25 protein-coding genes and 1 pseudogene are annotated in these 25,352 nt (G+C 74.0%); 7 read left to right on the plus strand and 19 right to left on the minus strand.

The window, feature by feature from the left end; translation table 11 throughout:
• Window positions 1–35: 35 nt before the first annotated feature.
• The 4 genes from QK440_RS16860 to QK440_RS16875 all read right to left on the minus strand — a co-directional run bounded on the left by QK440_RS16860 (window position 36) and on the right by QK440_RS16875 (window position 3,938).
• Window positions 36–1,235 carry an ABC transporter permease gene (locus tag QK440_RS16860; protein ID WP_282793922.1) on the minus strand — a complete coding sequence of 400 codons (1,200 nt, stop codon included), beginning with the start codon at window positions 1,233–1,235 and terminating at the stop codon, window positions 36–38.
• Complete coding sequence (locus QK440_RS16865; RefSeq protein WP_282793923.1) at window positions 1,232–1,906, minus strand: ABC transporter ATP-binding protein; 675 nt, start codon at window positions 1,904–1,906, stop codon at window positions 1,232–1,234. Before QK440_RS16865 ends, QK440_RS16860 begins: the two co-directional genes overlap by 4 nt.
• 233 nt (window positions 1,907–2,139) lie before the next feature.
• Window positions 2,140–3,210, minus strand: a complete 1,071-nt coding sequence (locus QK440_RS16870) for a peptidoglycan-binding domain-containing protein (RefSeq protein ID WP_282793924.1) — start codon at window positions 3,208–3,210, stop codon at window positions 2,140–2,142.
• Window positions 3,207–3,938: a hypothetical protein gene (locus tag QK440_RS16875; protein WP_282793925.1), complete on the minus strand. Its 732-nt coding sequence runs from the start codon at window positions 3,936–3,938 to the stop codon at window positions 3,207–3,209. The genes QK440_RS16870 and QK440_RS16875 overlap by 4 nt, the downstream gene beginning before the upstream one ends.
• A 134-nt stretch (window positions 3,939–4,072) precedes the next feature.
• On the opposite strand from QK440_RS16875, the gene QK440_RS16880 reads away from it, so the two are divergent.
• The 3 genes and pseudogenes from QK440_RS16880 (at window position 4,073) to QK440_RS16890 (ending at window position 6,430) form a co-directional block, all read left to right on the plus strand.
• Window positions 4,073–4,762, plus strand: a complete 690-nt coding sequence (locus QK440_RS16880) for a response regulator transcription factor (RefSeq protein WP_282793926.1) — start codon at window positions 4,073–4,075, stop codon at window positions 4,760–4,762.
• 139 nt (window positions 4,763–4,901) lie between these two features.
• Window positions 4,902–5,897, plus strand: a pseudogene (locus tag QK440_RS16885) (ATP-binding protein); the annotation flags it as partial.
• On the plus strand, window positions 5,894–6,430 hold the full coding sequence (locus QK440_RS16890; RefSeq protein WP_282793927.1) for a hypothetical protein: 537 nt from the start codon (window positions 5,894–5,896) through the stop codon (window positions 6,428–6,430). The pseudogene QK440_RS16885 and the gene QK440_RS16890, both read left to right, overlap by 4 nt.
• Window positions 6,431–6,470: 40 nt before the next feature.
• Here QK440_RS16890 and QK440_RS16895 read toward each other — a convergent pair whose 3' ends face one another.
• Window positions 6,471–8,072 (minus strand): PQQ-binding-like beta-propeller repeat protein, encoded by a 1,602-nt coding sequence (locus QK440_RS16895; protein WP_282793928.1) that lies wholly within the window; start codon window positions 8,070–8,072, stop codon window positions 6,471–6,473.
• Between the two features lie 44 nt (window positions 8,073–8,116).
• Window positions 8,117–9,694: a PQQ-binding-like beta-propeller repeat protein gene (locus tag QK440_RS16900; RefSeq protein WP_282793929.1), complete on the minus strand. Its 1,578-nt coding sequence runs from the start codon at window positions 9,692–9,694 to the stop codon at window positions 8,117–8,119.
• A gap of 217 nt (window positions 9,695–9,911) precedes the next feature.
• Between QK440_RS16900 and QK440_RS16905 the strand changes: the two genes are divergently transcribed.
• Window positions 9,912–10,508 (plus strand): TetR/AcrR family transcriptional regulator, encoded by a 597-nt coding sequence (locus QK440_RS16905; RefSeq protein ID WP_282793930.1) that lies wholly within the window; start codon window positions 9,912–9,914, stop codon window positions 10,506–10,508.
• 58 nt (window positions 10,509–10,566) lie between these two features.
• On the opposite strand, the gene QK440_RS16910 is transcribed toward QK440_RS16905, so the two are convergent.
• From QK440_RS16910 to QK440_RS16945, 8 genes are all read right to left on the minus strand, one after another.
• Window positions 10,567–12,084, minus strand: coding sequence for a condensation domain-containing protein (locus QK440_RS16910; RefSeq protein WP_282793931.1), 1,518 nt, complete (start codon window positions 12,082–12,084; stop codon window positions 10,567–10,569).
• Window positions 12,085–12,235: 151 nt separating this feature from the next.
• On the minus strand, window positions 12,236–13,090 hold the full coding sequence (locus tag QK440_RS16915) for a DUF72 domain-containing protein (protein WP_282793932.1): 855 nt from the start codon (window positions 13,088–13,090) through the stop codon (window positions 12,236–12,238).
• A 117-nt stretch (window positions 13,091–13,207) separates the two neighbouring features.
• A complete protein-coding gene (locus QK440_RS16920; RefSeq protein WP_282793933.1) occupies window positions 13,208–13,558 on the minus strand; it encodes a MerR family transcriptional regulator in 351 nt (116 codons plus the stop codon).
• A gap of 691 nt (window positions 13,559–14,249) precedes the next feature.
• Complete coding sequence (locus QK440_RS16925; protein ID WP_282793934.1) at window positions 14,250–14,579, minus strand: SCO5918 family protein; 330 nt, start codon at window positions 14,577–14,579, stop codon at window positions 14,250–14,252.
• A 147-nt stretch (window positions 14,580–14,726) separates the two neighbouring features.
• Window positions 14,727–14,906 carry a hypothetical protein gene (locus QK440_RS16930; RefSeq protein ID WP_282793954.1) on the minus strand — a complete coding sequence of 60 codons (180 nt, stop codon included), beginning with the start codon at window positions 14,904–14,906 and terminating at the stop codon, window positions 14,727–14,729.
• Window positions 14,907–15,051: 145 nt separating this feature from the next.
• Entirely contained in the window at window positions 15,052–16,536 is a 1,485-nt protein-coding gene (locus QK440_RS16935) for a DEAD/DEAH box helicase (RefSeq protein ID WP_282793935.1), read from the minus strand.
• A gap of 190 nt (window positions 16,537–16,726) precedes the next feature.
• Window positions 16,727–16,930: a cold-shock protein gene (locus tag QK440_RS16940; RefSeq protein ID WP_030563973.1), complete on the minus strand. Its 204-nt coding sequence runs from the start codon at window positions 16,928–16,930 to the stop codon at window positions 16,727–16,729.
• Window positions 16,931–17,377: 447 nt separating this feature from the next.
• Entirely contained in the window at window positions 17,378–17,683 is a 306-nt protein-coding gene (locus QK440_RS16945) for a hypothetical protein (RefSeq protein ID WP_282793936.1), read from the minus strand.
• 223 nt (window positions 17,684–17,906) lie between these two features.
• Between QK440_RS16945 and QK440_RS16950 the strand changes: the two genes are divergently transcribed.
• Window positions 17,907–18,980, plus strand: coding sequence for a hypothetical protein (locus QK440_RS16950; RefSeq protein ID WP_282793937.1), 1,074 nt, complete (start codon window positions 17,907–17,909; stop codon window positions 18,978–18,980).
• A 1-nt stretch (window position 18,981) separates the two neighbouring features.
• Here the strand turns inward: QK440_RS16950 and QK440_RS16955 are convergent, their stop codons facing one another.
• Window positions 18,982–19,638 carry a CAP domain-containing protein gene (locus QK440_RS16955; RefSeq protein ID WP_282793938.1) on the minus strand — a complete coding sequence of 219 codons (657 nt, stop codon included), beginning with the start codon at window positions 19,636–19,638 and terminating at the stop codon, window positions 18,982–18,984.
• Between the two features lie 156 nt (window positions 19,639–19,794).
• Between QK440_RS16955 and QK440_RS16960 the strand changes: the two genes are divergently transcribed.
• The gene (locus QK440_RS16960) at window positions 19,795–20,046 is read left to right on the plus strand and encodes a hypothetical protein (RefSeq protein ID WP_282793939.1); all 252 of its coding nucleotides are present in this window, start codon (window positions 19,795–19,797) and stop codon (window positions 20,044–20,046) included.
• Window positions 20,047–20,144: 98 nt separating this feature from the next.
• On the opposite strand, the gene QK440_RS16965 is transcribed toward QK440_RS16960, so the two are convergent.
• The 3 genes from QK440_RS16965 to QK440_RS16975 form a co-directional block, all read right to left on the minus strand.
• Window positions 20,145–20,906 carry an ABC transporter permease gene (locus QK440_RS16965; protein WP_282793940.1) on the minus strand — a complete coding sequence of 254 codons (762 nt, stop codon included), beginning with the start codon at window positions 20,904–20,906 and terminating at the stop codon, window positions 20,145–20,147.
• The gene (locus QK440_RS16970; RefSeq protein WP_282793941.1) at window positions 20,903–21,796 is read right to left on the minus strand and encodes an ABC transporter ATP-binding protein; all 894 of its coding nucleotides are present in this window, start codon (window positions 21,794–21,796) and stop codon (window positions 20,903–20,905) included. Before QK440_RS16970 ends, QK440_RS16965 begins: the two co-directional genes overlap by 4 nt.
• A 294-nt stretch (window positions 21,797–22,090) precedes the next feature.
• On the minus strand, window positions 22,091–23,143 hold the full coding sequence (locus QK440_RS16975; RefSeq protein ID WP_282793942.1) for a polyprenyl synthetase family protein: 1,053 nt from the start codon (window positions 23,141–23,143) through the stop codon (window positions 22,091–22,093).
• A gap of 344 nt (window positions 23,144–23,487) precedes the next feature.
• Between QK440_RS16975 and QK440_RS16980 the strand changes: the two genes are divergently transcribed.
• Window positions 23,488–23,859, plus strand: coding sequence for a hypothetical protein (locus tag QK440_RS16980; RefSeq protein ID WP_282793943.1), 372 nt, complete (start codon window positions 23,488–23,490; stop codon window positions 23,857–23,859).
• Between the two features lie 224 nt (window positions 23,860–24,083).
• Here the strand turns inward: QK440_RS16980 and QK440_RS16985 are convergent, their stop codons facing one another.
• Window positions 24,084–25,289 carry a PE-PGRS family protein gene (locus tag QK440_RS16985; protein ID WP_282793944.1) on the minus strand — a complete coding sequence of 402 codons (1,206 nt, stop codon included), beginning with the start codon at window positions 25,287–25,289 and terminating at the stop codon, window positions 24,084–24,086.
• Window positions 25,290–25,352: the final 63 nt, after the last annotated feature.

Below are 25,352 nucleotides of genomic sequence, written 5' to 3' on the forward strand. Positions count from 1 at the left end.
AGGGGCGTCACTCCTTGAGCACGCGGACCCGGTCCTCACCCCGTACTGAGAGCCACCGCGGGCCGCAGCCGGGCCGCGCGGGCCGCCGGGTAGAGGCCCGCGAGGACGCCGATGACGAGGGTCGCGGCGAGGCCGCCCGCCAGCGACCAGGGCGGCACGACCGGCGTCCAGCCCTGCGCGAGGGCGAAGCCGTACGTGGCGAGGGTGCCGATGCCCGCGCCCGCGACGCCGCCGAGGGCCGTGAGGAGCAGGGACTCGGTGAGGAACTGGAGCCGGATGTGGCCGCGGGTGGCACCGATGGCGCGGCGCAGGCCGATCTCCGCGCGGCGTTCGATGACCGAGATGACCATGGTGTTGGCGACGCCGACCCCGCCGACCAGCAGCGCGACCGCGCCGAGCCCGAGCATCAGCGCGGTCAGGCCCTTGTCCGTGGCGGCCTTGGCGGCGAGCGCGTCGGAGGGGCGCGAGACGGTCACGGTGCCCTCCTGGCCGGGGTTGACGGTGCGGGCGAGCACCGCGCGCACGTCGTCGACGGCGGCGTCCGCGGACCGTTCGAAGACGGTGGTGGGGTGGCCGTCGAAGCCGAAGTACCGTTCGGCGGCGGGGAAGCCGACCAGCGCGACCCGGTCCAGCGTCGGCACCAGCTCCACCGGCGCGAGGATGCCGACGACCACCACGTACCGGTCGCCCATCATGATCTTCTCGCCGGGCGCGGTGACGCCGAGCCGCCGGGCGGCGATCCGGCCGAGCACGGTCACCGGCAGCCGCTCCCGCCCGCGGTCCAGCCAGGCGCCCCGCTCGACCCGGGTGCCCAGCGCCTGAAGGAGGTCCGTGCGCGCCGCCTGCGTGGTCACCCCGGCGGCGCGCTCCTCGGGCACGGCGGCGCTGCGGCGGATGCGGGCGTCGACGTTCGCCGTGGCGGTGGCCTGCCGCACCGGCCCGACCCGCTCCACCATGGCGACGGCGTTCTTGGGCAGTTTGACCTCGTTGCCCAGGGGGTCCTTGCCCGCCTCGGCGGTCAGCAGGTTGGTACCGAGCCGGTCGAGGCGGCTCATGAGGTCGGCGCGGCTGGACGTGGACAGGCCCACGACGGCCACCATGGTGGCGATGCCGAGCGCGATGCCGAGCGAGGAGAGCACGACGCGGGCGCGCCGGGCGCGCAGCCCGACGGCGCCGACGCGCAGGACGTCGGCGGGGGAGAGGCGGGCGGGCCGCGGGTGGCCGGGCGGGCTCACGCGACCACCTCCCCGTCCCGGAACCGGACGCGGCGCGGCAGCGCGTCCGCGATGTCGTGGTCGTGCGTGATGACGCACACGGTGGTGCCGGCCGCGTTCAGCTCGCGCAGCAGCTCCATCACCACCTGCCCGGACACGGAGTCCAGCGCGCCGGTCGGCTCGTCGGCGAGCAGCAGCCGGGGCCGGCCGACCAGGGCGCGGGCGATGGCGACGCGCTGCTTCTCGCCGCCGGACAGCTCACCGGGCCGGTGCCGGAGCCGGTGCCCGAGCCGCACCCGCTCCAGCGCCTCCCGCGCGGCCTCCCGGCGCCGCCGCGCGGGCACGCCCGCGTACAGCAGCCCGTCGGCGACGTTGTCCAGGGCGTCGCGCCCGGGGGCCAGGTGGAAGTGCTGGAACACGAACCCGATGTGGCGGGCGCGCACCGCCGCGACCTGGGCGTCGGTCAGCGCCCCCACGTCGTGCCCGGCGACCCGCACGGTGCCGGAAGTGGGCCGGTCCAGGGTGCCGATGAGGTTGAGGGCGGTGGACTTGCCGGACCCGGAGGGCCCCACGACGGCCACCAACTCCCCCTCGGCGATGGCGAGGTCGACGTCCCGCAGCGCGGTGACGCCGCCCGGGTAGACCTTGGTGGCCCGGCACAGCTCGACTACGGGGACGGGCCGGGCCCCCACGGCGACCCGCTCTTCCGGGGTGACCCCGCGCCTGCCCTGGGTCGGGCTCCCGCCCGGGGTCGCGTTCTCACCCGGGGCCTGGCTCTCACCTGGGGTCGGGTTCTCACCCGGGGCCTGGCTCTCACCTGGGGTCGGGTTCCCACCCGGGGCCTGGCTCTCACCCGGGGTCAGGTTCCCGCCCAGGGCCCGGCTCCCGCCCGCCCCCGGACGCTCACCCCCGCGTACCCGCCACCTCACTGGACCGCCACCCCCACCCGCAGCCCCTCGCGCAGTTCCGGCCCGCTGACCTCGATGGTGCCGTCGGCGGTCATGCCGGTCTCGACGCGCACCATGCGCGGCTCGCCCCGGTCGGGGACGAGCTGGAGGCCGTAGCCGCCGTTCTCGCCGCGCAGGGCGACGACCGCCTCGACCGGGACGGCGAGCACGCCGCGCCGGCTCTTGCTGACGAACGTGACGCTCGCGGTCTCCCGCGACGTCTTCGCCGAGAGCGCGGAGGTGCCGCCGCGCAGGGCGATCTCCACGGTGATGCCGTCGCCGCCCGGCGCGTCCTCGGTCTCCTCCGGCCGGACGGTCCCCGTCACCTCTCCCCGTACCTTCCTGCCGTCGGACAGCGTCACCTCCGCCTTCGTGCCGGGGTGGGCCAACGAGCTGTCGGCCTGCTCGAGTTCGGCCCGCACCACCGGCGTCGGCGAGGCGGCGGTGAGGACGGCCTTGTCGGGGCCGACCTGGTCGGCGAGGGCCGCGTCCGCCGAGACGACCTTGATCCGGCCGGGCAGGAAGACGACCTCGCCCCTGCCGACGCGGCCGGTCGGCGTCCGGTTCAGGGACCGCTGCCAGCGCTTGACGGCGGCCTCGGTCGCGGCGTCGTAGCGCGGGTCGACGTACAGCCCGGACCCGTACCCCAGATCCCGCAGGTTCCGCTCCAGTTGCAGCACGTCCGAGCCCCGGCTGCCCTTGCGCATCTCGCGGAACGCGGGCACCTGCCCGTACAGCAGCGTCACCGGCTTGTCGTCCAGCTCGTACAGCGCCCGGCCCTGCCGCACCGTCGCCCCCTCGCGCGCGGCGACGGTCACCGTGCCCTCCACCGCCGACTTCACGGGCCTGCGCCCGGCGAAGTCCACCCGGCCGTCGACCGTCTTGCTGAGCACCAGGTCGGTGCGGACGATCGCGGCGGTCGCGGGCGGCCCCCCGCCCTCGTCCCTGACCCCGGAACCCCGGCCCCCGCCGAACGCGAGCGCTCCCACGCCCACCACCCCGGCGGCGGCCACCCCGGCGGCCACCGTCCATCCCGTACGCCGTCTCACTGCATGCCGTCCAGGCCTTCGAGCAGCTTGCCGGCGCAGGCCTCGCGCGCCTTCTTGTACGCGGGGGAGTCGTGGTCGATCTTCGGGGACGCCGGGTCGGGCTCGCCGCCGGGCAGGACGTTGCCGCCGCTCATCGTCGGATTCCGGAACGCCGAGACGCCCTTGTCCCGCATGCACGTGGCGTGCGCGAGCATCGACTCGTAGTCCTGCTGCGCGTCCCGCTTCGGCTCCAGGTTCATCGCGTCGCGCAACTCCCGCACGCAGACGCCGTCCTTGCCGCCCTTGTACTCCTCGCCGCCGCCGTTCGGGTCCACGAGCTCGTCGATCCTCGGCCAGTCGAGGTAGCCGCTCAGCTTGGGGTCGGGGAAGTCCTTGAGCCCGGCCTTGGTGCGCATGCAGCGGACGTACTCCATCTGCGCGTCGTAGAAGGCGCTCTTGCCGGTCCTGTCGCCGGAGCCCTCGCCCTCCTTGCCGTCCTTGCTGCCCTTGCCGTCGCCGGTGCCCTGGTCCTCGCCGGACGCGTCGGGCACCGAGGCGACCTGGTCGTCCTTGCCGCCGCTGTCACCGGAGCCGGAGCCGGAGCCCGAGCCGCCGCAGCCCACGGCGAGCGCCAGCAGCGGGACCGCCACGAGCGCGGCGGCGCGGAGCCGGACGGCACCGCGGGACGGGGGAGTCACCGGTGTGAAGGAGGTCGTGGTCGCCACGGATGTCACGGGGGAATCGCTCATGCGGCCCACCGTCGGGGGCCCGCGTGATGGGGGGTCCATGGCCGCATGATGAACACGTAACAATGCGCGGGATCCGCCCGCCGAACCCCCCTGACCAGCCCGGAAGGCCCGGACGCACACCCATAATCGAGCGCATGCCGCATGTGCTGCTCATCGAGGACGACGCCTCCGTACGCGACGGGATGGAGCTGGTGCTGCGCCGCCACGGCTACGAGGTCTCCGTCGCCGGCACCGGCGAGGCCGCCCTCGCCCTGCTCGACGGCCCCTCGGGCGCGGCGGTGGACCTCGCCGTGCTCGACCTGATGCTCCCCGGTCTCGACGGCTTCCAGGTGTGCCGCCGCATCCGGGCCCGCGCGTCCCACTCCACGCTCCCCGTGATCATGCTGACGGCGCGCGGTGACGACGCCGACGTCGTCGACGGCCTGGAGGCGGGCGCCGACGACTACGTGGTCAAGCCCGTCACCGCCCCCGTCCTGGAGGCCCGCATCCGCGCCGCCCTGCGCCGCGCCACGCCCGTCGCGGCCCAGGACGCGTACGCGGGCCTCGTCATCGACCGCGGGGGCCTGACCGTCACCAAGGACGGCACCCCCGTCGCCCTGCCGCCCACCGAACTGCGCCTGCTCCTGGAGCTGTCGGCCTCCCCCGGCCAGGTCTTCACCCGCGAACAACTGCTGCGCAGCGTGTGGGACCACGACTTCCTCGGCGACTCCCGCATCGTGGACGCGGCCGTCGGCCGGCTCCGCGCGAAGATCGAGGACGTGGCGTCGAAGCCGCGGTTCATCCAGACGGTCCGCGGCTTCGGCTACCGGTTCGGCCCGCTGTGAGCCGCGCCGCCCGCCCGGCTCCCCGGCCGGGGAGGCGGTGGCCCCGGGTCGCCCCGCGCGGGCTGCGCACCCGCCTCGTCGTCGCCTTCGTCCTCGTCGCCCTCCTCAGCACTGCCACCGCCACCGCCCTCGCCTCGCCGTCACGCCGCTGGACGCCGAACAGCGCGACACCGCCGCCCTGCTGACCGCCGTACGCGACGGCCTGCTGCCGGTGCTGGGCGTCAGCGCCGTCCTCGCGCTGCTCGCCGCCCGGACGGTCCTGCGCCCGGTACGCGACCTCGGCCGCGCCACGCGCCGCCTCGCCCGGGGCGACCTCGGCACCCGCGTCGAGCCGCGCGGTCGCGACGAACTCGCCGACCTGGCCAGGGACTTCAACACCACCGCCGACGCGCTCCAGACGACCGTCGCCGAGCTGCGCGACCAGGAGGCGAAGGCCCGCCGCTTCGTCGCCGACGTCTCGCACGAGCTGCGCACCCCGCTCGCCGCGATGACGATGGTGACGACCGTCCTCGACGAGGAGGCCGACCGCATGCCGCCGGACGCCGCGCGCGCCGCCCGCACGGTCGGCGCCGAGACGGCGAAGCTGGCCCGCCTGGTCGACGACCTGATGGAGATGTCCCGCTTCGACGCCAAGGTCGCCCGGCTGCGCCTGACGGAGGCCGACCTGGCCGCCACCATCCGCTCCACACTCGACCTGCGGGGCTGGACGGACCGCGTGGGCACCGAACTCCCGGACACCGCGCCCGCCCTGATCGACGTACGGAGGGTCGACGTGACCGTCGCGAACCTGGTCGGCAACGCGCTCCGCCACGGCGCCCCGCCCGTCACCGTCGCCCTCACCACCGCGCGCGGCGTCGCCACGGTCACGGTCACCGACCACGGCCCCGGCCTCGCCCCGGACGCCCTCGCCCACGTCTTCGACCGCTTCTACAAGGCCGAGGCCGCCCGCACCCGCTCCGAGGGCAGCGGCCTCGGCACGGCCATCGCGCTGGAGAACGCCCGGCTGCACGGCGGCAGCATCGAGGCCGCGAACCGCCCCGGCGGCCCTGGCGCGGTCTTCACCCTGCGCCTGCCGCTGCGCCCGGCACCCGCGGAGAACGAGGCACACGAGGCGCCCACGGAGGAGGCCCGGTGACCCGATCCCGCACCACCACACCTGCCCTCGCCCTCGCCCTCGTCCTCGCGCTCACCGCCCTGCTCACCGCCTGCGGCGTCCGCCCCACCGGAGTGATCGCAGGCGGCGACCCGGCCACCGGCCTCACCCGCGGGCTGCGGCTCTACTTCGTGGACAGCGGAGGCCTCCGGGGCGTGTCCCGCCCGAACCCGGGGATCGAGGACCTCGGCGGTGCCCTCAAGCTGCTCGGCGAGGGCCCGGACGGCGACGAGCGGCGGCGCGGCCTCACCAACCTCGTGGAGCTCGCGGACATCGACGTGTCCGGCGAGGGCACCCGCGTCACCTACCGCTCCCCGGCGGCGTCCTTCGACACCGACCGCGACCGCCTGCCCAACGGCCAGTTGGTCTGCACCCTGGCCCGCGCCCAGTCGTACCTGTCGTCGCGGGACGAGAAGCGCCGCATCCGCCCCGACGACGTCCAGGTCACCCTTGTCAACGCCGAGCGCCGCTTCGGCCCGTACCGCTGCTCGCAGTTCCTCACCGGAACCGGCTGAACCGGCTGAACCGGCCACAGCGGCTGAAGCCGCCGCCGGGTCAGCGGTCGTCGTCGTTCCGGGCGTACGCGTACATCATCATCTCCTTCGGAGCCGTCGGCCGCGGCTTGGCCAGCAGGGTGGAGCTCACGTACAGGCGCCCGTGCGCGTACAGCGTCTCGGACGAGACCGCGAGCATCCCGGAGGGCCGCCCCCGGGCGGTGAGCAGGCGCTTCTCCTTCATGGTCCGCCCGTCGAGCGTCACCACCTCGACGCCCCCGTAGTCGCGGTACGCGATGATGTTGCCGCCGTCCATGCGGATGGGGAACATCGGCGCGCCCTCGTGCGCGTTCCCGCGCGGCCCGGTGAGCCTGCCGGTGGAGAGCGCGAAGGCCACCAGGTCGTTCGTGGAGCTGTAGCGCTTGGAGCCGTCGCGGCGCGCGGTCGGCACGTACAGCTTGTCGTTGCCGACGACGATGCCGCGGCAGTCGTTGACGACACTGGCGCTGCCGCAGTCGTGCAGGTATCTGCGGTCGGGCAGCGCGGTCTTCGAGCGCAGCCTGCCGCGCCGGTCGAGGGCGAAGACGTCGGTGGCCCCGGACCCGCTGACCTCCCCGGAGTCGAGGCCGACGACCACCGGGTCGGTGGAGATCACGTTGAGGTTGGTGACCCCGGCGGGCAGCTTGTGGCTCCACCGGGGCTTGCCGCTCACGGGGTCGAGGTCCTGCACGCGGTACGTCTCCGAGCCGTACTCCCCGCACCGGCGGACGGCCACGAGCCGCGCGCCGCCGCCGTACCCGACGTCCTGGCACGTCTCACCGGCCCGGGGCTTCCACCGCGGCTCGCCGGTGCGCAGGTCGAAGGCGGCGCCGCCGTACAGCCCGGCGACGGCGACGGTCCGCCCGCTGATCACGACCTGGTTGAACTCGGTCTTCGTCCGCTGGTACCCGATCTTCAGGGACGTCGTCCACAGCTTCTTCCCGGTCGCGAGCTCGAAGGCCATGACCTCGGTGCAGGGCGCGCGGTTGCCGGAGCTGCCGTGGACCGTGGGCGCGGTGACCACCACCGCGATCCCGCCCGCGCCGATCTCCCGCGACCCCGCGCAGGACTGGCCCGGCTTCTCCAGCGTCCAGCGCACCTTGCCGGTGCCGGCGTCGAGGCCGGTGATCCGCTGCACGGACGCCTTCGCGTACACCTCGTCCGTGAGCCAGGACCCGTTGACCGGCCAGTAGTCCTCGCCCTTGGGCAGCTTCGGGACCGGCGCGCCGCCGGTGAAGGTGGCCTTCGGGTCGGCGGGGACCACCTCCTTCGGCTGCGCGTAGGCGGGGCCGGGCTTCTTGGCGGAGGTCCCGCGGCCCCCGTCCCCGCCGTCCCCGTCGGCCACCACGTACCAGGCCCCGCCCCCGGCGAGCAGCGCGAGCGCGGCCACGGAGGCGACGACGAGGGCCGTACGGCGCCGGGCGGCCCGCCGCGGCGGGGCCGGCGGCTCCGGCGGCCCGAACCCCCCGGGCGGAGGCGGCACGGGAGGCCCGAAACCGGCGGGCTGCGGCGGTGGCGGCGGTCCGAACCCCGCGGGCTGCTCCGGGAGGTGCGGAGGCGGCCCGAACCGGCCCTCCTCCGCGGCCCCCTGGCCGGGTCCGGGCGTGGCGGGCGGCTGCGTCATGGCGTCTCCAGGAAGGTCGGCGGCGGATACGGGAAGGGCAGCCGTCACCGCCCGACGGACAGCATCCGCCCCTGGTCCTTGTCGTCCCTGCGCGGCGAGTCGGGTTCGAGCCGCGTCGGCGTCACGAAGAGGCGCCCGCCGCTGTACAGCGTCTCCCCGGCGAACATGAAGGTCTCCCACTCCCGGGCCGGCGTCGGGTGCTTCAGCAGCACCTCCGGCCGCCCGCCCGCGGCGCCGAACCGCACGGTCCGGCCGGGCCGGTCGGTCTGCGCGCGGACGTACACGACGACCCCGGCCCGCTTCCCGGGCCCCGCCTCGCGCACGGGCATGAGCTGCCGCCCCTGCTTCCCCTTCCCGACGGTGGCGGCCCACTTGGCCCTGCCCGTGGCGAGGTCGAAGGCGACGACCTTGTCGGGCCCGAGGGCTGCGCGGTCCTCGGGTCCACCGGCGAGGTAGAGGGTGTCCCCGTTGACGACACCGCCGGGACAGTTCTGTACGCCTTCCCCGGCGTCACCCGCCCCCGCGCACATCTCGAACGTGTGGGGCCCGCGGTCGAGCCGTGTCCAGGACCGCTGCTTCCCCTCGCCGTCCAGGGCGACGACGGCCCACTTGTCGTACTCCTCGTTGTTGCGCACGGTGAGCACGAGGGGGTCGACCGAGTACACCTTGGCCACGTTCCAGCCGACCTTGGTGCGGTACCGCCACGCTGCCTTGCCGGTGCGGGGGTCGATGCGCCGCACCTCGTCGTGGGCCTTCGGCGCTCCGGGCGCGCAGGTGTCGACGAACAGCAGCCGCTCGCCCCCGGCCACGTCCTCCAGGAGGCAGGAGCCGGTCCGCCGCCGCTGCTCGGTGAAGATCCGCTTCCCGTCGCTCAGGCGGAACGCGTGGGCGACGTTGTCCTGATGGACGGCGAGAGTGTCGCCGGAGATCGCGAGATGCACCGTCAGGGTGCTGTCGCCGACCCCGCGTTCGGTGAGCCGGTGGCGCCAGCCCTTGGCCCCGGTCCGCAGGTCGATCTGCTGGAGCCGGTCGCACTTGCGGGAGTTGGTGGCGTTCCCGTTGGTGTACGCGACGACGACCTTGCCGCCGCGCCCGGCGTTCACAGGCGTGTCGCACACCGGGGCGGGCAGCCGCAGGGACCAGGCCTGCCCGCCGTCCCGCACGCGGTAGGCGGTGACCGTGTCGTACAGGGCCTGTACGACGAGCCCGTCCACCGCCCACAGGTCGTGCAGCGAGGCGCCCCTGCCCGGCAGCCGGGTGCCGTTCAGGTGCAGCCGGCCCCTGGCCTCGCCGGACTCGCGCCCGGCGTTGACGTCGACGTGCCGGGGCGCTCGGCCGTCGGCGCCGGGCCGGTCCGTCCGCTCCCCCGAGCCGGACGGACCGGCCGGCGCCCCCGGCTCCCGGGTGACAGGCTCCCGGAAACCGCCGGACCGCGCGCCGCCGTCCTCCTTCAGGACGGCGTACGCCCCCACCCCCGCGCCCACGGCCGCCAGCACGGCGGCCACGAGGATCCACACCACGGCTCCCGTCGCCGACCGCGCGGGTGCCGGGGGCGCCGGCGGCCGGACGTACGGATTGCCGGGGACGGGCTCGTGGGCCCTGGGTGGTGGTGGACCTGTCATGGCAAGAGTGTGGCCGAGCCCACCCCGTTGTGGAGGTACTTTCTAGAAAATGACTCTAAATCGCCGGTGCGTTTTCTCCGGAGGGAACCGTTCCGGACCCTGCCCTGCTCTACGCTGGACGGCATGGTCGCGGACAAGCTGACAGTCGCGGACACGGTGCCGGCGGACGGACGCGGAGCCGCCCGCACCGGCGCCGCGGGCGGGCCGGAGCCGCACCGTGTCGCCTAAGCAGCAGCGCGGCGAGGCCACCGCCGACCTGCTCCTGGACACCGCCCTCGCGGTGTACGCGCGCGGCGGCGAGCGGGGCTTCACGGTCAACGCCGTCACCGCGGCCAGCGGCGTCAGCTTCGGCAGCCTGTACCACCACTTCGGCAGCTTCGAGGGCCTGGCCGCCGCGCTCTACCTGCGCTGCGTGGACCAGCTCTGCGACCCGGTGGTGGCCGCTGTCACCCGCTCCCGCACGGCCCGCACGGGCATCCGCGCCCTGGTGCGGGCGTATCTGGACTTCACCCGCGACCACCGCGACGTGGCGCTCTTCCTGCACGGCTCGGCCTACTCCAGCTATCTCGCGGCCCACGCGAAGGAGGTCATGGCCGCCAAGGACGCCAAGTTCGCGCCGATCGGCGACTGGCTGCGCCCGCGCGTCGCGTCGGGCGAGGTGGCCGCGCTGCCCCCGCACCTCATCGAGGTCCTGGTCATGGGCCCGGTCGCGGAGACCGCCCACCGCTGGCTCTCCAGCACCTACGAGGTCGACCTCGACGAGGCGGCCCGGGTCCTCCCGGACCGCATCTGGCGGGCCCTGCGCGCGGACTGAGACCGGGAGCCGGGCCCGGCTCCCGGAGCCCGGGCCCGGCTCCCGGACCGGCCCCGGCTCAGACGCGCACGCCCTGGGTCGTCGCGGCCGCCGCCCGCGCCGTCTCCACGACCCGCTCCCGCAGCCGCTCGACGACCAGCCGCATGTTCGCGTACGCCACCGGGGTGTCCGGGTACCGGCAGGCGAACTGGAGCCCCTCGTGGAGCCGGGTCACCCACGCGCACACCTGGTCGCCGTACGACACCCGGATCAGCCCGTACGCCTTCTGCTCCTGCCACCGCTCCGAGCCCGCGACGGCGCGCGCGTCGACGTACGACACGATCGAGTACAGGTCGGGCGAGGTGGGCCGGAAGTCCGCGCCGAGCAGCGGGAGCACCCGGGCGACGGGCATCCGGGCCAGCGGCCGCGCCTCCCGCAGCGCGGCGCGGACCATGCGCAGCGCGTCGTCGAACCCCGCGGCCTGCCCCACGGGCACCTCGATCGGCGCCCCGCCCACGTACCAGCCCATGGAGTCGGCCCACCGGGACCTGACCCGGGTGTGGAACGGCACGACGGTGCGGTACACGCGCAGCCCGCTGAGCTCCCGGGTGATGAGGGCGACGGCCGCGAGGACGCCGACGAGGCTCCCGCCGTGGGGCCGGCAGTAGGCCTCGAAGGCGGCGGCGTCGGCGTCGTCCGCGACCATCTCGTGCAGCAACTTCTGCGCGGGCAGGCGCGGCCGCGGCCACGGCCCGGAGGCGGAGGCGGGGTCCGTGGGGGACGGGTCCCCGGGGGCGGGGCCCGCGGACGGGTGGGACAGTCCGGGGAGGGCGGCCGGGGCGGCGGGGCCGAGCCCGAGGTCCACGGGGAACCCGGGCAGCCTGCCCCCGCACCGGCCGATGAACTCCCGCCAGCGCGCGACGACCGGGTGCGTGGGGTCGGCGCGGTCGGCGTCCGTGCGCTCGCTCGCGCAGAAGTCGACGTAACTGGCGACGGGCGCGACGGGCACGGTGCGGCCCTGCAGCGCCGCGGCGTAGAGCTCGTGGATCTCGGCGGGGATGCGCTGGATCGAGTACGAGTCGACGTTGCTGTGGTCGAAGGCCATGCACAGGGTGGCGCCGTCGGCCCTGACGATCGCGGTGAAGATGAAGTTCGGCCATGTCAGCGCGTCCGCGACGGTGTCGAAGCGGTCCTGGAGGTAGCGGCTGAGCGCGGCGGTCTCGCGGAACCGCCCGACCTCCGTGCGGCGCAGGGCGACGGACGCCGCGTCGAGGGTGAAGCGCCGCACCTCGTCGCCCCGCCAGCGGAAGCCGCTGCGCAGCGTCTCGTGGCGCCGCGTCCAGTCCCGCAGCGCGGTGTGCAGCGCGTCGAGGTCGACCGGCCCCGGCAGGTCGAAGACGGTGCCGAGCCAACTGGGCACGTGCAGCCCGCCCCGGCGCACCCACCGGGCCGTGCGCAGGTGGGACTCCTGGACGTACGCGGGCGGCCGGGCGTCGTCCGGCAACGCGTGCGCGGCGCCCACCGCCGCGGGGTGCAGCGTCCACTCCACGAGCCGGCCCGGACGGAGCTCACATCGCTGAAGGTCGGTCATGCGCATGCAGTGACCAACGACCGGAGCGTCGAAAGGGCCCGGCCCGGCGGGCCGGGGGCCCGGCCTCGGCGCGGGCCCCGGCCTCCCGTGCGGGCCCCGGCCTCCCGTGCGGGCCCCGGCCTCCCGTGCGGGCCCCGGCCTCCGGTGCGGCGTCCCGCTACGGCCCGTCCTCGTCCAGCAGCCGCCGCATCGTCCCGGCGGCCCGGACGGCGGCGTCGCCGCAGCAGTTGTTGAACAGCACGTGGACCCGTTCGGCGCGCCCGGCGAGCTCCCGCACCCGGGGCACCCACGCGGCGAGGTCGGCCTCCTCGTACGCGTACCGGAACCGGTCCTCCTTGCTGCCCGAGCCCCAGGCGGTGCTGCGGCCGTGGAACCGTACGACGGACAGCCGGGGGTCGGTGACGGGGGTGACGGGCGGCATGGAGGTGGGAAGGGTCTGGTTCATGTCGACGGCGACGGCGGCCATCCGGTACCGCGCGAGCAGGGCGGCCGTGGCGTCGGCCCACTCCGCGTCCCACCACTGCGGGTGCCGGAACTCGACGGCGAGGTCCCACCCCTCCGTCCGCCGGGCGCACGCGTCGAGCACCGCCCGGGCGTGGGCCCCGGGCCGCAACCACGGCGGGAACTGGAACAGCACCCGGCCGAGCCGCCCCTCCTGGCGCAGCGGGGCGATCCCCTCGGCGAACCGCGCCCACACCTCGTCGAGGACCTTGGGGTCGCGGTGGTCGGCGGGCAGCCCGTCCGGCATCACCGCCTGCCGGGTGGGGTGGCCGGTGAGCAGCGAGAACGCCTTCACGTCGAAGACGAACCCCTCCGGGGTCCGCTCCGTCCAGAGCCGGCTGTTCCGCGCGCTGGGCAGCGCGTAGTACGAGGCGTCGACCTCCACCACCGGGAACCGCGAGGCGTAGTACCGCAGCCGTCCCTCGGCGTCCCGCCGCCCGGGCGGGTACCACCCGCTGCCGACCAGCTCCCGGTCCGTCCAGGAGCACGTGCCCACGAGGATGTCACCCATGGGGTTGCGGCTACCCGCGCACGCGGGGCGCCAACGTGCGGACACGGGCGCCGGGCGGGGAGCCGGGCGGGGCCGGACGAGGAGGAGGACGGGGGAGCCGGACGGGGAGCCGGAAGGTCAGCGCTGGCCGGACACCGTCCGGCCGGTGGTTTCCTGCGCGGCCCGGCGGTACTCGTCGTTGAGGCGCTGCGCCTCCTCGAGCTGGTCCTCGAGGATCACGATCCGGCACGCGGCCTCGATCGGGGTCCCCCGGTCGACGAGCTCGCGGGCGCGGGCGGCGATCCGGAGCTGGTAACGGGAGTACCGCCGGTGTCCGCCCTCCGACCGCAGCGGAGTGATCAACCGGGCCTCACCGATGGCGCGGAGGAAACCAGGGGTGGTGCCGAGCATCTCGGCGGCCCGGCCCATGGTGTACGCGGGGTAGTCGTCGTCGTCCAGACGATCGCTGAGCGGAGTATCTGCTGCCATGTCACCTCGTAGTGCAACGCGTCGAGGGGCCCTGATGCCGTACGGCACCAGGGCCCCGAGGGAATTCAACACCATCTGTCGGCCCTTATGCGGTGCCGACCTTCTGTTTCCGCTACGCCGCCCGATCAGGACGGGACGGCTGCGGGGATCGCGGCTTCTTGACCGGGGACCACCATCCGTTCCGGGGTCTACGCGGTACCCGGGCCGATACTGCTCGGTCCGGGCGATCCCGATGGCGTCTGCTTCTCCGTCCTTTCTCTGCCAACCGACTTTCTGACGAACGGGTACTGCGGTACTGCTCGGTGCTGCTGCTGGCAGCCCCTGGACCTGCGGGCTGCCCAGTGCGGTCCCCAGTCCCGTCACCGTTCTCCGTACACGTGGCTTCGGAGCTCCGGAACCGCACTGACCTGCGTACTTCAACTACTGCTACCCGCCAGTTCGTGTCTGCCGGGTCTTGCTGGACCGTGTCGACGAGAAAAACGTTAGCGCCACTCGCGGCAGATGTCTACTCTGACAAAAGTAGATTTCGGCGCGCCCCAGCGGAAGGATTCCTGCACCGGGACCGGCACCGGCACTGACACCCGCACCACGCCGACACGGACACGGCGATACGACGACGAGGGCCCTGCCGACGGGTGTCGGCAGGGCCCTCGTGGAGTGGGTGGAGCTACGGGGTGCTCCGGTCAGGGAGTCACACCCCGGTGGAGGACGCCCCCATGGGGGCGTTGCCCCCGAGGAGCGAGGACGCGGTCTGGAGCGGGGTGAGGGTGCTCGGCGGCGTCGCCTCGACGTGGTCGTGGCAGGTGAAGCCGAGACGGGTCATGGCCCGGACGACCTCGCCGGCGGAGAAGTCACGGCGGTCCTGCCGGGTGATGACCTGGCCCACCTGCTTGACCGGGTAGCGGCGGCGGCCGATGGTCACGGACTCACCCGTGACGATCTCGGGCGCGACACCTCGCATCGAGGCCAGCACCCCGTCCTTGCTCAGCTCGAACGGATACCTGGCGATGACACAGCGCATGATGCCTCACAGACGAAGGAGAGGGGACCGGCCGGGGCGGGCCGGTTCAGCGGGTGGGAACCGGCGGGCGAGGGCCCGCCGGGCGGGGAGGGGACGGAAGGAGACGCGGCGGACGGGACGCAGCGCACGGGGTTCAGCACACGGGACTCAGCGCACGGGGACGAGAACGTCCCGCAGCCGTATCCGGTCCGTGTAGGCGGGACCGTCGCGGAGACCGGTGAGCACGGCCAGGGTGACCACGCCCGTGCTCTGGTCGTCCCCGTCGCACAGGACGAGGTGGTCGACGCCGGCACCGGCCATCAGGGACAGGGCCACCTCGACGGTCATGTCGTCCCGCACCCGGGGGCCGGGGACGCGCCTGCCGTCGGCCGTGGCCGGAGCGGACAGGTGCGGTACGGGGGGCCGCGTCGGAACCGGTGTCATGGGTGCCTCCTGCCGGAAGGGGGGTGGTGGGGTGCTCAGCACGGCGGCCCTAGGCGGCCGTGCCGTGGCCGGACCGTCGCGGTGCCCCGCGGAGCGCGGCCTCACCGACGGGGCGCCCCCGACCGGTCCGGCCCCGGCGTCCCCGGCCGCCGCGGGCCGCGGAGGACGCGCCACGGGGGCGTTCCGCGACCGGCGCGGTGACGACGACCGGGACCCCGGAAGGGGTCTGGGCGCCGGTGATGCGGCTGAGCTCCGCCTCGCCCGAGCGCACCGGGGTGACCTGCGGGGTGATGCCCGCCGTGGCCATCAGCCGGCTCATGCCGCGGCGCTGCTCGGGGGTCACCAGGGTGACGACGCTGCCGGACTCGCCGGCGCGTGCCGTACGGCCGCCGCGGTGCAGGTAGTCCTTGTGGTCGGTGGGCGGGTCCACGTTGACGACCAGGTCGAGGTGGTCGACGTGGATGCCGCGCGCGGCGACGTTGGTCGCCACCAGCACCGTCACGTGGCCGCTCTTGAACTGGGCCAGGGTCCGGGTGCGCTGCGGCTGGGACTTGCCGCCGTGCAGGGCCGCGGCGCGCACACCGCTGCTCAGCAGGTGCCTGGTCAGCCGGTCCACGGCGTGCTTCGTGTCGAGGAACATGATCACGCGGCCTTCGCGGGCGGCGATCTCCGTGGTCGTCCGGTGCTTGTCCGCGCCGTGCACGTGCAGCACGTGGTGCTCCATCGTGGTGACCGCGCCCGCCGAGGGGTCGACGGAGTGGACGACCGGGTCCGTCAGGTACCGGCGCACCAGCAGGTCGACGTTGCGGTCCAGGGTGGCCGAGAAGAGCATCCGCTGCCCGTCGGCGCGCACCTGGTCGAGCAGGCCGGTCACCTGGGGCAGGAACCCGAGGTCGGCCATGTGGTCGGCCTCGTCGAGGACCGTGATGGCGACGTCGTCCAGGCGGCAGAGGCCGCGGTCGATGAGGTCCTTCAGGCGCCCGGGGGTCGCGACGACCACCTCGGCGCCGGTGCGCAGCACCCCGGCCTGGCGGGAGAGGGACATGCCGCCCACGACGGTGCCGAGCCGCAGGCCCACGGCGCGGGCGTAGGGCGAGAGCGCGTCGGTGACCTGCTGGGCGAGCTCACGGGTGGGGACGAGGACGAGGGCGAGGGGCCGCCGCGGCTCGGCACGCCGTCCCGCCGTCCGGGCCAGCAGGGCGAGGCCGAAGGCGAGGGTCTTGCCCGAGCCGGTCCGGCCCCGGCCGAGCACGTCGCGTCCGGCCAGGGAGTTCGGCAGGGTCGCCGCCTGGATCGGGAACGGCACGGTCACGCCCTCGTGGCGGAGCGCGGCCGCCATGGGCGCGGGCAGGGCGAGCTCGGCGAACGCCTCGGCGGCGGGCAGCGCGGGCGAAAGCGTCCTCGGCGGGGCGAACTCCCCCGACACGGACTGCCGGTCCCCGGGGCGCGAGGACCGGCGCGGTCCTCCGGAGCGCTCACGGGTGCCGGAGGGGCGGGACGCGCGGGGCACGCGGGCGGTACGGGCATGTTTCATGCGGAACCTTCCTTGCGGGGCGCGTACCAAGGAATTCCGCAGCGGTGGAGCGGCGCGAGAATCTCGAGACGAGCCGGAAATGGTGCGGGGCCGAGCCGCTGCCTGTCGCACGCCCGGAAACACAGCGAGCTGGGGCCCGCACCCCAGAGGTGCGGGCCCCAGCTCGAAAGTGTGCGTCAGTGCGACGTCGTTACGCCGGAACGATGTTCTCGGCCGTCGGGCCCTTCTGGCCCTGCGCGATGTCGAACGTCACCTTCTGGCCTTCCAGGAGCTCGCGGAAGCCCTGGGTGGCGATGTTCGAGTAGTGGGCGAAGACGTCGGCGCCGCCGCCGTCCTGCTCGATGAAGCCGAAGCCCTTTTCAGCGTTGAACCACTTAACGGTGCCAGAAGCCATGTCAATTCTCCTTCGGGAGGCGGTGTCGGGAATTCGCCCTGTGCGAATTCCAGGTCGCCGTCGTGATTACCCCGATGGAACTGAATCCTTTGGCAACCACACCTGCAACTGACAACGACAGTAGCACGGTGCAATCGGCCGTGCGCGATCAATTATTCTTCCGGCTCGGCGCCCCGAGGAATACTCGCCGAGCCCCGCCGCAATATCTGACGTCGCGGACACAGATATTGCTCTTCGCGGCACGTGGCCTTTCTGCCGTCCGCCTCCGCCGCGCGCCCCTGACCTCCCGGGACGGCACACCACCGCCGCCACCGCCCGCGGCGGCCGACCCGGCCACGAAGCGCCCCGGGGCGAGGAGGATCACATCACCCGGGAGGAGCACCGGGTGGCCGCCCCGGGGGGTGGGAGACCCGGACAGTGCCTGCTCAGTGCCCGTTCGGTGCCCGCTCAGTGCCTCGGGAACATGACCTCGCTGGCCGCGTTGGTGAACGGCGCGGCCATCCTGGCGAACGTCGACGCGCCCTGCGTGAACGGCGACAGCGGGTCGATGCTGCCCGACCGGCCGGGCGGGCCCGGAGGCGTGTGCGGGCCCGGAGCTGTGTGCGGGTTCGGCGGGGCGTACGGGCCCGACGGGGTGTGCCGGTCCGGCTTCCTGCCCGGGTCCTTCCCGTCGGCCACGGCGGACGCGCCGCCCTGGACGGCGAGCAGGGTGGCGAGGAGGACAACGGTTCGCTGACAGGTACGAAATCGCATGCCCGCCTCAACGACAGCGGCCGGAAACGGGTCACTGGACCGCCGAAAGTGAGATCTAAGGGGGAAACGCGAGGCCCGGAGTCAACGCCCGGAGTGCGGCCATCCGTTCGGTTGACGCCGAAACGGGCCCCGGGCACGCCTGGCCGCCCCGCCCCGCGGCGTCCCTCATGATCGGCCCCGCCTCCCGTTCTCCTCTTCTCTTTCCCCGGAAGGTCGTGCCGTCATGGGAACCCACCTGGCCGACGTGGAACTGCCGCCGCTGTTCTGCCCTCTGGAATCCGCCGTGCATCCCCGTGTCCGGGAGATCGAGAAACGCGCCGCGGAATGGATCGGCGCCAGTGGTATGTGCGCGTCGGAACGGGAAGAGGCGTGGGTCGTGGCGACGCACAGCGGTGATTTCTACGCCCGCTTCGCCCCGGTCGCCGACGACGACCGGCTGCTTGCGGCGGCCCTGTGGGTGTACTGGGGCTTCGCGTTCGACGACGCGCGCTGCGACAGCGGGCCGCTGAGCATCCGGCCCGCGCAGTTCAACGCCCTGGCCGGGCAGGTGCAGCGCGCCTGCGAGACCGACTCCGCACGCCCCGACGACCGCTACGCCCGCGCCCTGCAGGACATCACCCGCCGCTTCCGCTCCTTCGCCCCGCCCGCCCAGGTCGCCCGCTTCGCGCACGCCCACCGGGCCTGGCTGTCGGGGGTCGCCTGGCAGATCGGCAACGAGGCCGTGGGGCGGATGCCGGGGCTCGACGAGTTCCTGACCATGCGGATGCTGGCGGCGGGCGGCGAGCCGACGTACGCCCTGCTGGAGCTGGCGACCGGCGCCGAGGTCCCCGGCCGCGAGCTGCACCGGCCGGCCGTGCGGGCCCTCACCGAGATGGCGATGATGGTGGCCTCCGTCGACAACGACCGGCACTCCCTGCACAAGGAGCTGTCCCGCGGCCACACCGCGCAGAACGTCTACACCGTGCTGATGGCCGAGCGCGACCTCACCCTCCAGCAGGCCGTCGACGAGGCCGCCCGCCTGCGCGACCGCGTCCTGCTGCGCTTCCTGGATCTGCACGACCGCGTACGGCCGACGGCGGGCACGGACCTGGCCACGTATCTGCAGGGACTGCGGTACGGGATGCGCGGCAACAACGAGTGGGGTCTGCGGGTGCCGCGCTACCTCAGCCAGGGCTCGTGGCCGGACAGCATGGAGGAGCTGCCGCTGACGTACGCGGAAGAGCCCTCCGACACCCGGCCGGGCCCGGTGGAGGGCGCGCCGTCCATCGCCTGGTGGTGGGACGCCGACCTGGCCTGACTCACCGGGGCGCGGCCAGGTCCAGCGTCCACCAGGGGCCGTCGGCGCCCGTCGCCCTGCCCACGCCGGCGTCGGTGTAGTCGCAGGTCAGGAGGATGGCGCGGTGCGCGGGGCTGTCCATCCACCGCGCGACGACGGCCGCGGCGCCGTCCGGTCCCGCGGCCACGGTCTCGCCGGTGCGGCCGGGGTGGTAACCGGCGGCCCGCACCCGCTCGCCCGGGCTGCTGCCGTCCGTACCGGCGTGCGAGAGCCGCCCGCGCGCGGCCATGTCGGCACTGTGCGCCTGGGCGACCCGGCTCAGCCCTTCCCGCAGCCGTACGGGCGGGCACCCCGCGGCGGCGCGGTGCCGGTTGACCTCGGCGACGAGGTGCGTCGGCGCGGCGGCCGCGGCGGTCGTGCCCGTGGTGCCCGTCGTGCCGGTCGCGGTGGTCGCGTCGGTCGCGGTGTTGTGCGGGGGCTGGGCGGCGTACCGCGGCGCGCGCCAGGGCCCGGCCGCCGGCACGGGCCACGGCGGGGTCTCGTACCGCATGGGCGCCGCGTACCGCATGGGCGCCGCGTACCGCGGGGGCGTGACGACCGCGGACGGGCGGGCGGAGGCGGAGACCGGGGGCGCGCAGCACAGCAGCACCGCGAGTACGACCCACCCCGTGATAAACACCTTTCCGTACGCCCCGGTCATGAATTCCGTCCCATTCCCCCGTCCCATTCGGGGGAACGCGGCATTTCCCCGACCGTGCTCCGGATACCGGGTGGTTAGGGTGACAGCGCTCACTTCCCGTGTCTCTTTCCGCACATATTTCCCAGGAGGATTTACATGACATTGCGCATGCGCCGTCTCGCCGTCGTCTCGCTCGCCGCGCTGGCCCTGGCCGGGGGCGGCGCCGGGGCCGCCTCCGCCGCGGCGCCGCCGGCCCCGGCCGTCGGTTCCGTCGGCGCGGACGCGCTGGACGACGACTGGGGGCACCACCACGACCACCACCACGACCGGCCGCTGTACTTCGGGCCCTTCGAGGTCCCGCGGCAGGGCCAGGTCTCGGGCGGCGTCTCCTGGGACGCGCGGCACTGAGCGAGGGACCGGCGACGGCCTCCTCCGGGCAACGGCTCCGGAGGAGGCCGTTCGTACGTCCCGGTGCGCGGCGCATGAGGGCGGCGGCCGCACGGCGCTCAGCGCTTGAGGGTGGCCGCGCTGGCCACCAGCACCAGGATCACGCAGCCGAGGATCAGCAGGGCGTCCCGGACGAACACCGCGGTGACGCCGGCGTGCGCGGCCGCCTCGCTCGCGGCCTGGACGCCGTAGGTCATGGGCATCACCTTGGCCACGGCCGACAGGGCCCCCTGCATCTCGTCGCGGGGCACGAAGAGGCCGCAGACCAGGAACTGCGGCAGGACGCCCGCCGGGAGGAACTGCACCGCCTGGAACTCGTTGCGGGCGAAGGCGCTCACCAGCAGCCCCAGGGCCAGGCCGAGCAGGGCGCCGAGCATGGCGATGACCATGAGCAGATAGGCCGGACCCCGGATGTCCAGGCCCAGCGGTCCGACGGCCAGCAGCGTCGAGAGCACCGCCTGCAGCAGGGCCAGGAACGCGAAGGCGAAGCTGTAGCCGAGCACGATGTCGAGCCGCCGTACCGGCATGGTGAGCAGCCGTTCGGCGGTGCCGGTGGTGCGCTCGCGCAGCGTGGACACCGACGCCACCAGGTACATCACGATGACCGGGAAGACGCCGAAGACCTGCGGCCCGACGCGCTGGAAGGTGTCCTGCGAGCCGTGGAACATCAGCTTCAGCAGCACCATCAGCATGCACGGGATGAACAGCAGCAGGGCCGTGCTGCCCCGGTCCCGGGAGATCTGCTGGAGCACCCGGACCGCGGTCGCGGCGGTGATCGTGGGGGAGAACGGCAGCCGCTCGGCCAGGCGGGTCCGGTTCACGAGCGGGCGTCCGCGGTGTAGAAGGCCTGCTCGGCCGCGGGCGGGCCCCCTTGGTCGAGCAGCCCCGGCAGCCCGGAGGCGTCGGGCAGCAGGCTCTGGGAGGCGGCGCGTTGCCGGGCGCGGTCCTCCGCCGCCGTCGCGGTCTCCACCAGGTGCATGAACGCCTGCTCCACGTCCTCGCAGTCGGTGTGCTCGAGCAGCGTCTCCCGGTCGGCGCTGGCCAGCAGCCGCCCCGAGCGCATCAGCAGCAGCCGGTCGCAGCGGTCGGCCTCGTCCATGACGTGGCTGGAGATCAGCAGCGTGGTGCCCTCCGCGGCCAGCCGCTGGAACACCAGCCACAGCTCCCGGCGCACCATCGGGTCGAGCCCGACGGTGGGCTCGTCCATCACCAGCAGCTCCGGGCAGTTCAACAGGGCCACGGCCAGCGAGACGCGCGAGTACTGGCCGCCGGAGAGCCGGGAGACGAGCTTGTCGGCGTACCCCGCGAGGTCGACCTCCTTGACCACGCGCACCACCGCGTCCTCCCGGCGCCAGCCGCGCATGCCGAGGGCGGCGGCGAAGTAGCGGAGGTTCTCGAGGACGGTGAGGTCCGCGTACACCGACGGGGCCTGGGTGACGTACCCGACGCGGGTCCGCAACTGCTGCGCCCCGGCCGCGTACCCGAGGACCTGCACATGGCCGCCGGTGGCTTGCTGGACCCCCACCACCGAGCGCAGCAGCGTGGTCTTCCCGCAGCCGCTCGGGCCGAGCAGCCCCACGATGCAGCCCCGGGGGATGGTGAAGGTGACGTTCGCCAGCACCGGGTGCGTGCCGCGGACCACGTGCAGTCCGTACGCGGACACGGCCGGAAGCTCACCCGGACGGGGAGCACTGGGTTCCGTCTGCTGCACAACTCCACCGCGTTCCGTCACGAAGAATCCCGTATCGGGCGTTCAGGGTACGGCCGGATAGAGAACGCAAATCGGCCCACCACACGCACAACGGCCCACAGGACCCGAAGTCACGCCCGCCCGGGAGGCGGGCTCGTGTGGTGGCGCCTTCTTCGGGGGAGGCCGTAGGAGCGGCGGACGGACGAAGGGGGGGAGGGACGGATGGAGGGAGGGACGGAAGGGAGGAGGGACGGACGGAAGGGAGGAGGGACGGAAGGATGGAGGTCGGACAGCCGGGTGGTCGGCTCGGCCGCGTCAGGAATCCCGGTGCACCATCGCCCAGGCGATCTCCTGCAACTGCCGGTAGGCGTCCGGGGTGGGGCGCGCGTACGCGAGCGCGCGCAGGGCGGCGGACAGTTGCCGCCGTGCCTCCTCCTCGGCCGCCTGGCGGCCACCGGCTTTCTCCACCAACTCCCGGACGACGTCCAACTCCGCGGCGTCCCACGAGTGCTCGGACCGCTCGGACCCGTACAGCTCGCGCAGTCGCTCGGCGGCCGGGTCGGTGCTCCGCAGGGCGGCCACCACGGGCAGCGACTTCTTGCGGGCCACGAGGTCGGCGCCCACCGGCTTGCCGCTGCGGGCGCTGCGGCCCCAGATGCCGAGCAGGTCGTCGGCGCACTGGAAGGCGACCCCCAGCCGGCGGCCGAACTCCCGCAGCCCGCTGACCCGCTCGCCGTCGGCGCCGGAGAGCAGCCCGCCCAGGGCGCAGGCGCACCCCATCAGGGACCCGGTCTTGCCCTCGGCCATGGCCAGGTACTGCGCCACCGACACCTCGGCCGCCGTCTCGAAGGCCACGTCGAGGCTCTGCCCCTCGACCAGGTCGAGCAGGGCGCCGACCAGCTCCCGCACCGCCGGGGCCGCCGCGCCGTGGGGAGCGTCGCAGACGGCCCGGACCGCGGCGACGAGCAGGGCGTCACCGGCCAGCACGGCGGCCGGCGTACCGAACACGGACCAGGCGGCGGGCCGGTGGCGGCGCAGGGCGTCACCGTCGATGACGTCGTCGTGGAGCAGGGTGAAGTCGTGCACGAGCTCGACGGCCACGGCCCCCGGCAGCGCGCCGTGTACGCTGCCCCCGACCGCTTCGGCGGACAGCAGGGTCAGCGCGGGCCGCACGGCCTTGCCGCGTCCGGAGGCGGACACCACGGGCGTACCGTCGGCCTCGCACCAGCCCCGGTGGTACCCGGCCACGCGGCTCTCCGACTCCGGCAGGGCGCCGACGGCTTCCCGCAGCGCGGGGACCAACAGGTCCTCGGCCCAGCTCAGACGCGGAAACACGGTGGCCGGGGACGAGTCGGCGATCTGCGGCATGCACTGCTCCTCATGGCGGCGGGCAAGCGGGTACGGCGCCAGTCAACCGACGCGGACCACCGGCACGACAGCACCGCACACCACCGACCCGAAAAGGATCACTGGGGCGGCCCAGACGTCATACGGTGCACTGAGCCGACCATCGGAGAACACGGAGGTCAGCCCCGCGCAGGCGCTGCCGCTCCGGGCGGCGGCGCGGGTGGCGGCACGGGCGGCACAGGCGGCGGGCGGCGTGCGCCGGGGCGGCGGTCGGGGCTGCCGCCGAGGCGGCACACCACACCCGTTCACACCTGTTCACGCACGTGGGGGGCATCGGGGCGGGCGGCTGAATAAGATATGCACTCATGTCGAACCCTGATGAGCTGCTCGTCGCCATCGCAGCCGAGGTGGAGTCCCAGCGAAGCAATCAGATGTCACTGACCGTGGTCGTCGGCGGCGCTGTCATCACCGGCCGACTCGCACCCGAGGCCGTGTGGCGGGAACGGGTGGCGGAGGTCCTCAAGGACTCGGACCGCCTCGGCCCGTTCGCCGACGTCTTCGCCGGCAGCCCCCGAGAAACCCGCCCCGACGACGAGCCCCCCACCCACCTCCACTTCCACCTCGCCCGCATCCTCCAGGGCAGCCTCGGCATCCCGGAGACGGGCGGCATGTACCGAGTAGCCCTCAAGGACATCAACGCCTGGACAGTGGGCGACCTCAGGTACATCGACCAGTAGCCCCCTGCCCGAGCCATCTCCTCTCACCCGCCCACCTGCCCGGCGAGACCCTCCCGAACGGACGACACTACGTCCGCGCGGCCCGCAGGATGATCCGCGGCGTTCAAGGGGGGCGACAACCGAAGCCACGCCTTCGACTGGCGAAGTGGTCCCTTCGCCAGTCGAGGGGCGATGGCCCGGGACCGGGTAGGCCGCGTCTCAGTGTGAGGAAGCGGCGAACGCGGTCAAAGCGGTGCGGTGGAACTGGCGAATCCGGCGATCGCCTTCCGCAGTGGTTCAGCTGCGTCCTTCAGAGCGACGCGGGTGTCGAGGCCCAGTACCTCGATGGAACCCAGATGGCCACGAGGTCCCTGAACACGCAGGACGCGCCGGGTGAAGCCGTCCGGTGACGGATGGACCACCATGGCCAGCGCGGCGTCCTGATCGGTGTATCCGGCGATGTAGGTGAGGAGCTGGTGGCGGTCGGTGGCGGAGACGTCCGTCGTCGCGTACCGCTTGTACTTCGCGTCCACGGTCAGGAAGCGCGTCGCGGTGGCCTCCCCGGCGGCAGAGGGGAAGGCGAGGAGTACGTCGGGGCGGAATGACGGGGGCGGGCCCTGGAGCGTCCCGTGCGTCAGGATGGTGCCCTCCTCCGGCCGGGCGACCCTCCCGCCCAGGGCGGTCGCCGCCTCGACAGCCATCCGACGGACGACTCTCTCCCACAGCACATCCAGATTGAGCAGCAGGCTCTTCGCTCCATAGCCGTACGGGTCCAAGAGGTCCCTCACCCCGCCGCCGGCGAGCACCATCCGAGCCCAGGCGTGTGCGGCCCGGTAGTGCAGGTTGAGCCGGGTGTACTGCGCTCGCGCGAGCAGGGACAGCGCGTCCAGCGGCTGCCGCGGGCACGGGAACCGGGAGGCGGCGTCGAGCAGCCACCGGATCTGCTGCGGATCTGTGGAACGCCGCGCGGCCACGGTCAGCGCGGCTCCGCACACGAGATTCTCCCAGCCGCCGTCCTCGTATTCGAAGGTCCGCAGATGGAGTCGGTTCACCGCGCCGTAGCACCGGGTCGCCTGGGCCTCCACGTCGAGCCGGCCCCGCAGGGTCGTGTCGACGCGTTGCCGACGCGCATAGCTCCTGCGCAGCCCGCGCCGGAGCAGAAGGCGGCTTTCGTGCAGCAGCGCGGCGGGTACCAGTCCCGCGTACCCGTCAGTGCCCAGAGGCCAGTTGCGGAGGGTCTCGTCCGGCTCGCGCTGGTCATTGGCGTAGCAGAGCCAATCGATCAGCCGTTTCCCCTCAACGGGGAACTTGGGCCGCAGTACCAGTCGTATCCGGTCGAGCTGGAGCACCCCGGTAGTCGCCTGCGCCCTGAGGACGTACTCGTCGCGCTTTTCGGTGACGGTGACGGCCTTGATCGTACGGAGCCTGGCGAGATCGTCCCCGTACAGCACGGGCCGAGGAACGGAGACGGACGTGTGTTCATCGAGGACCACCTCGTGCCGAGGACCGTTGCG

Source organism: Streptomyces sp. CC224B, from assembly GCF_030010595.1.
Classification (GTDB): Bacteria; Actinomycetota; Actinomycetes; order Streptomycetales; family Streptomycetaceae; genus Streptomyces; species Streptomyces longispororuber.

What these genes read in the sequence shown, in the direction of transcription:
- QK440_RS16925 (WP_282793934.1), bottom strand. Translation starts at nt 14,579, where the DNA reads ATGCGCTGTGTCATCGCCAGGTATCCGTTCGAGCTGAGCAAGGACGGG.
- QK440_RS16975 (WP_282793942.1), bottom strand. Translation starts at nt 23,143, where the DNA reads ATGCCGCAGATCGCCGACTCGTCCCCGGCCACCGTGTTTCCGCGTCTG.
- QK440_RS16930 (WP_282793954.1), bottom strand. Translation starts at nt 14,906, where the DNA reads ATGACCGTCGAGGTGGCCCTGTCCCTGATGGCCGGTGCCGGCGTCGAC.
- QK440_RS16935 (WP_282793935.1), bottom strand. Translation starts at nt 16,536, where the DNA reads ATGAAACATGCCCGTACCGCCCGCGTGCCCCGCGCGTCCCGCCCCTCC.
- QK440_RS16880 (WP_282793926.1), top strand. Translation starts at nt 4,073, where the DNA reads ATGCCGCATGTGCTGCTCATCGAGGACGACGCCTCCGTACGCGACGGG.
- QK440_RS16900 (WP_282793929.1), bottom strand. Translation starts at nt 9,694, where the DNA reads ATGACAGGTCCACCACCACCCAGGGCCCACGAGCCCGTCCCCGGCAAT.
- QK440_RS16950 (WP_282793937.1), top strand. Translation starts at nt 17,907, where the DNA reads ATGGGAACCCACCTGGCCGACGTGGAACTGCCGCCGCTGTTCTGCCCT.
- QK440_RS16920 (WP_282793933.1), bottom strand. Translation starts at nt 13,558, where the DNA reads ATGGCAGCAGATACTCCGCTCAGCGATCGTCTGGACGACGACGACTAC.
- QK440_RS16910 (WP_282793931.1), bottom strand. Translation starts at nt 12,084, where the DNA reads ATGCGCATGACCGACCTTCAGCGATGTGAGCTCCGTCCGGGCCGGCTC.
- QK440_RS16875 (WP_282793925.1), bottom strand. Translation starts at nt 3,938, where the DNA reads ATGAGCGATTCCCCCGTGACATCCGTGGCGACCACGACCTCCTTCACA.
- QK440_RS16940 (WP_030563973.1), bottom strand. Translation starts at nt 16,930, where the DNA reads ATGGCTTCTGGCACCGTTAAGTGGTTCAACGCTGAAAAGGGCTTCGGC.
- QK440_RS16980 (WP_282793943.1), top strand. Translation starts at nt 23,488, where the DNA reads ATGTCGAACCCTGATGAGCTGCTCGTCGCCATCGCAGCCGAGGTGGAG.
- QK440_RS16960 (WP_282793939.1), top strand. Translation starts at nt 19,795, where the DNA reads ATGACATTGCGCATGCGCCGTCTCGCCGTCGTCTCGCTCGCCGCGCTG.
- QK440_RS16915 (WP_282793932.1), bottom strand. Translation starts at nt 13,090, where the DNA reads ATGGGTGACATCCTCGTGGGCACGTGCTCCTGGACGGACCGGGAGCTG.
- QK440_RS16895 (WP_282793928.1), bottom strand. Translation starts at nt 8,072, where the DNA reads ATGACGCAGCCGCCCGCCACGCCCGGACCCGGCCAGGGGGCCGCGGAG.
- QK440_RS16945 (WP_282793936.1), bottom strand. Translation starts at nt 17,683, where the DNA reads ATGCGATTTCGTACCTGTCAGCGAACCGTTGTCCTCCTCGCCACCCTG.